Source organism: Winogradskyella sp. SYSU M77433 (assembly GCF_029911945.1).
Lineage (GTDB): Bacteria > Bacteroidota > Bacteroidia > Flavobacteriales > Flavobacteriaceae > Winogradskyella.
In genome coordinates, this window is sequence record NZ_JARYTG010000014.1 from 1 (window position 1) to 5,494 (window position 5,494).

The window sequence follows — 5,494 nt, forward strand, 5'->3', positions numbered from 1 at the left end:
GCGTTGGCAAAGACATACTCTTTTGCAATTTTTGGTTGCAGCGTTGGCTGGTGCGAATTGCAAATGTGTATGGCTTTAAGCGTTGGCATTATTTTCATTTTTATCTATTTTTCATTTCCACTCTGTTACGAATAGTTTCGGTTAAAAGGGAATACAATTGCGGAAGAATGTCGGCTTTGAAACCATAAGCATTTAAAATTTCTTCATCAAATTTAATTCTGTCTTTTTGTTGGTATTCGTTTTCGTAATCCTGAATTTGTCGTTTGCTAAGCGGTACAAATTTTGAAAGGATGTTTTTCTTTTGACTTTCGGAAAGCAAACTTGGGTCAAGCATTTTCATTTTAGTTTTGAAAAAGTCTGCATTCAAATCTAATGCTCCCAAATTCCTAGAAACTCCGTTTAGTTCAACAATCAAAAGTGAAACGATTGAATTGAGCAAAGCCGATACAATTTCAACATCTTTCTTTTTTACTCGAATAGCAACCAATCTTTGATTGAGATACAAAGGTGATTTGCTGAAAGAAAAAAATAATCGTTGACTTGGGTTTATGGAAATAAAAATGTTTGCCGATTCTTCGGGTGCAAGTGAATACCAAAATGGTTTTCTCGTTTTCAAAACTTCGGCTAAAGCAATTCCTGTTTTGTTTGTCGTAGTTTCAAACTTTTTGATGTGCTTGTAAGCATTAGGATATTTTGCTTTTAAAGTCTTTTCATCTTCATTACAAACGAAAAGATTGTATTCTGATATGTTGCTGTAAGCAATTGTTTTGAGTTGTTGGCTCGTTTTTAAAATCGGCAACAAAAATTCCTTTTCAATTTTAAGGGTTTTGTTTTCTTCGTTGGATATGATGTGCATATTATCCCAACCTGTTCTCGTTCCTCTACCTGTGTCGTAAATATTTGGAAATGGATTTATGAGTTTATCCTCAAAAACACTCAGCGGATTTTGATTGACAAAATACGTTGCCCAATTTTCTTGCGAAGCAAGAGAATTGACTAAATGCGATTGTTCAACAATGCTAACTGTAAGTGTTTTGTCGGTTTTGTGAAATACGTTTTTGAATTGATTATCCTCTTCCCAATTAGCATTATGCGGATTAGTGCAGTTGTCAATTTCGGTATAAAAATCTTCAAACTGTTGCAAAGACTTGTTTGTAAATAGGTTTTCCAACTTCTCATTTACAGTTACAAATTTCGTAAGTTCTTTACTCGTTCCTTTTTCAAGCGTAATAAATATGGTACTGACTTTTGAATCTTTAAACCAATGTTCAGCATTGCTTTTCACAATGTATTTGATGTGAAAGTTGTCCAACAGAAATTTCTTGAACTGCAAACCGTAATTCTTTCCCAACCAAGCATTGGAAGTAATTGCTGATAAAATTCCGCTGTCCTTTAAGAACTTCAATGAGTTGTAAAAGCAATAAATGTAATAATCACTTTTCCCGTTGATTTCAAATTTGTTGCCGTTTAAAAAAGCGGTTTGAGTTTTCGCAAATTCACTTTCAAACTGCGTATTCAAAATTTCATTCGGAATATCTTCTTGCTGAATGAACGGGAAATTTGAAACAACAGCATCAAATTTCGGTATTGGAATTTGGTTGATTTTGTCAATATCCTTGTTGTCGGGAATTGCGATTGTTTGTTTGGGGACAAGCGTAAAAAAGTCTTTTCGTATTACTCTCGGAAAGTTTGCTGTATCGTCAACTCTTTGTTTGTATAGGTTGATGACCGAAAGGGTTGCAGGAAAATGGGAAATATCATTGCCCCAAATCTGATTTAAAACTTGTTGATGATTTTTGTTTCCAAAAAACTTTAATGTGTGATAGAACGAATTTAAAAATGTTCCTGTGCCTGATGTTGGGTCAATGACAACATCATTTCGGCTTCTGATTGCCGAAAAGGTAACAAGATTTGCCAATGTCTCGGAAGTGAAGTATTGTCCGAATTTCTGTTTTTCTTCCTGCGGCACTAAGTTTTCCAAAATATGCCCGATTACCTCATTTGGTAATACTTTGAAATCAAATTCATTAAAAACAGAAACGAGTTTAAAAAGCAATTCATCAATCGTTTCGTTGAACGGAATTTTATCTGTAAAATCACTCTCAAAAACGGCTTGATAATCTATTTTCTTTGCTTGGTCAAAGAAGTCGTTCAGTTGCTTTTGAACTTTATTGCTGTCCGTCAATTCCAACTTAGATACTTTGCCTGACAAGTTTTCTGAAAGGGTGAGATAGAAAAGAATTTTGCCGATAAACTTATAGTAAGTGAATTTTGCTAAAACTTCTTCGGGCTCAACCTTTTCAACTCGTCTTGATGAAGTTGATAGAATTTTAAGGGTAGCACTTTCAACAATTTTCCATTGATTAAATTCTTTTCTGAATGAACTATCATCTCCTTTCAGTTCGTTGATTTCATTTTGAAATTGGGGAACGAAATGTTGGGAAGTTTGCAAAACAGCTTCAACAATGTTGGACGAAATGTTTATCGCCTTTTTCAGTTTTCCGTCTTGGTAAAGTTGTCCTAAATCGTGAAGTATTTCATTTAATCGCTTTTGAAGTTTGGCTTCGTGTTTTTTGTAGTTGTTTCTGTCGGCTAAATCATTTCTGCTTATGATGTCTTTTTCTTTTGGGTAAACTTTCAGTTTTTCCAATCCCGAAATAGAATATTTATCATCTTTGATTTTCCAAATAATCGCTTCCGTCCCGTTCCAAGTAACAAAAGAATCGGATTTTAAACGTTCTGCTTTTTCCAAAGCATTTTCCAACATTTCGGTGTTATCTGCTTCGGTATCTGGGAATTTCAACTCCCAACCATTAAAAACAATACCTGAAACTTTGTCTATAAACAAAAGAACATCAGGAAATTTTGTTCTTCCTGATGCGACTTTTAATCCTTCGTCATTGGTTGCGTCTTGAAATAGGGTAGTGCCGTCATTAATGGCTTGTTTTATCCAACTTATGATTTGACCTGCCCAAGCTCTTTCATTTAATTTCATAGTTTAAAGTGTGGTATTCTGCAATTGGTTCTTTAAAAAGTCTAAGCGTAGCTTCTTTGATTTTCTTTGTTTTTAGCGTTTCTTCAATCCTGTCCGTACAAACTTTGATGTAATCAACAGGTTTTACTTTGTGAAGCAGTACATCTTCATTTTTTTCAATTCCAATGAAATTTCTGTTTTCCAAAATTGCAGAAAGTAAAAAACTGCCACTGCCACAAGCGTTATCTAAAACGATGTCGCCCTGATTTGTAAAAGTTTTAATTAGGTAACGACCTAATTCAATCGGTTTTTGGGTTGGGTGATAAACTGTTCCTTCCGATTCGGCAGTTTTTACATAAACATAGTCGTCAATCGGTTGTTCTTCATAAAATACCACATCATTTGGGTAGCGTTTTCCGTTACTTTTTACGTGTCGAGGTTTAAAATCTCCATAACTTCCTGTGTATTGGTCTTTTCTAATTCCTTTGTCATAGGCTTCTCCGTCAGTCATTTGCGGATTGTATTTTGGTTGTTTCTTGTAAAAAACACAGATGTCTTCGTGTTTGCGAAGTGGTTGTTTTTTTGCATTGAGGAAGTTGGTGGATTTAGACTTTATCCAAGTGATTTTATACTTGAATGATTTTTCATTGCTCAAAATTAATTTGGCAGTAAAAACTCCTTGTGAAGTAAGTACAATTGCCCCATTGTCTTTTACAATTCGTTCATATTCTGCCCAAAGTTTTTCCAAGTCAATCACGGAATCCCATTTGTTTTGAGTTGTTCCATAAGGCAAATCACAAAGAACCATATCTACCGACTTGTCGGGAATAGATTGCATCACTTCCAAACAATCTCCTTGAATTACTTTGTTTACAAAGTCCTCAATGGGTCTTTTTTTCTTTTTGCCGTTTAAGGAAAGTACATATCCGTTTTGATGAGTATGTCCGTTTGTTCCATACTTGATTTTTTCTTCTGCAACCATCATTGCAGGTAAAGCCAAATCTTCGTCTTTGATTTCGTAAACGATTTTGTCGCTAAGCCATTGGACAACAATTTCGTCCTTTTCAATCTTATAGCATTTACAAAGTAGGTTTAGTTGTTCCCTTGTTGGCAGTCGTTTTCCGTTTTCGATTCTGCTTAGCAAGGTTTTATTTATTCCTGTTTTTTTGGTTACATCCTCCAATAATAATTTCCGTTCTTCTCTTATATTTTTAAATGTCGTTCCTGTTGATTTCATACGTTGAAATTATCGAGTTGCCAATTTTTGTCAAATTTACATATAGTTCTCAACTCAACAAATTTTTCTGCCATCTTTTTATTCGAGCGTTGGCAAAAAACAGCTCTTTTGGTTTTTTGAGCGTTGGCTTTGCGTGTTGGTAAAAACCAAATGTGCTGTTTGTGCGGTTGGCTTTTCTTGTATGCCGCACAACGGTCTCGGCTATGAGTAGTTGCGTGGGTTAGCACTTAACTTAGCAAGTACACACCAAACTGAAAATCCGCGAGGATTTTCAGAAGTAGGCGAGAACAAGCAATTACTTATAGCCATTGTTGGCAGTAGTTATTTTATTATAAAATGTTGAACTTGACTTGTGCTATCTCCATATGTATCTACCTTTCCTACATCAAGTTTGTCATATTCGTTTTGATTAATTTTTGTAATCAACTCAGTTTCAAAATCGCTTATTCTACCATTTAATCTTCTAACATTTTTTCCTAATATTTTCGCCAATGGTATTTCTTCGTTAGCTTTAAACTTTGGAAGAGTATAACTCAATAATTCAGTAAATTCAGGAAACTTGTCAATTACTGTTTCTAAATGGTGTTTACTATTGTAGTCAATTAAATAAAGATTGTTGAGAAGATGTTCAATTATGTTTAGTACAATTCGTAGACTTTCTTCTCTCGGAACTTTCATTTCGTGAACAGAGTCATTACCGATGAATCTTATTGAATGTAGTCTTTTAGATTCTTTTTCTGTTATCAACTTATTTCTTACCAAAGCATTTATCTTTTTTTCAAGATTTCTACCAGGTATCTCTTCTTCAATACAAATAGCCTCAATTATTGCTCTGAATGCTACTCCTGTTAAAATAAAACAATCAGCATTAAATGCTTTAATTGCCTCATCATAAACAACTTTTATTTTTTTTGGTAAAATATGAATATTTTCTAATTTCCTTAACGCTCTTGATTTTTTAGGATAAGTATCAACAGTTATGTCGGGTATCCATTCTCCGTGCTCATTGGGATAAGCAGATTCAATATCCACAAATTCTTCTCTAAAAGAAACTCTTTCACAACCTAGGCATTCAACTATCATATAGTCAATAGCATAATCATAATCTTCATTATCACTTCTGATACTATGTTTTGATAAGATATTATGATTTGTCTTAAAGTTACATCTTAAACAATAACTTTTCTTCGTTTTTGCCATAGTTTGTGTCTTGTCCTGAAATAGGTTGACCATTTTTGGATGTATTTTAAATGGTTAAAAATTCCAGCTTGTTATTATTTTTC

General features: G+C 33.9%; 3 protein-coding genes. All 3 read right to left on the reverse strand.

The genetic code is table 11. The features are described from left to right. Nucleotides 1–100: 100 nt before the first annotated feature. A complete protein-coding gene (locus QGM60_RS17955; protein ID WP_281141624.1) occupies nucleotides 101–2,995 on the reverse strand; it encodes an N-6 DNA methylase in 2,895 nt (964 codons plus the stop codon). Beyond that, the gene (locus QGM60_RS17960) at nucleotides 2,982–4,211 is read right to left on the reverse strand and encodes a DNA methyltransferase (RefSeq protein WP_281141625.1); all 1,230 of its coding nucleotides are present in this window, start codon (nucleotides 4,209–4,211) and stop codon (nucleotides 2,982–2,984) included. The genes QGM60_RS17955 and QGM60_RS17960 overlap by 14 nt, the downstream gene beginning before the upstream one ends. A gap of 321 nt (nucleotides 4,212–4,532) precedes the next feature. Further along, nucleotides 4,533–5,411 (reverse strand): DUF4145 domain-containing protein, encoded by an 879-nt coding sequence (locus QGM60_RS17965; RefSeq protein WP_281141626.1) that lies wholly within the window; start codon nucleotides 5,409–5,411, stop codon nucleotides 4,533–4,535. Nucleotides 5,412–5,494 lie beyond the last annotated feature (83 nt).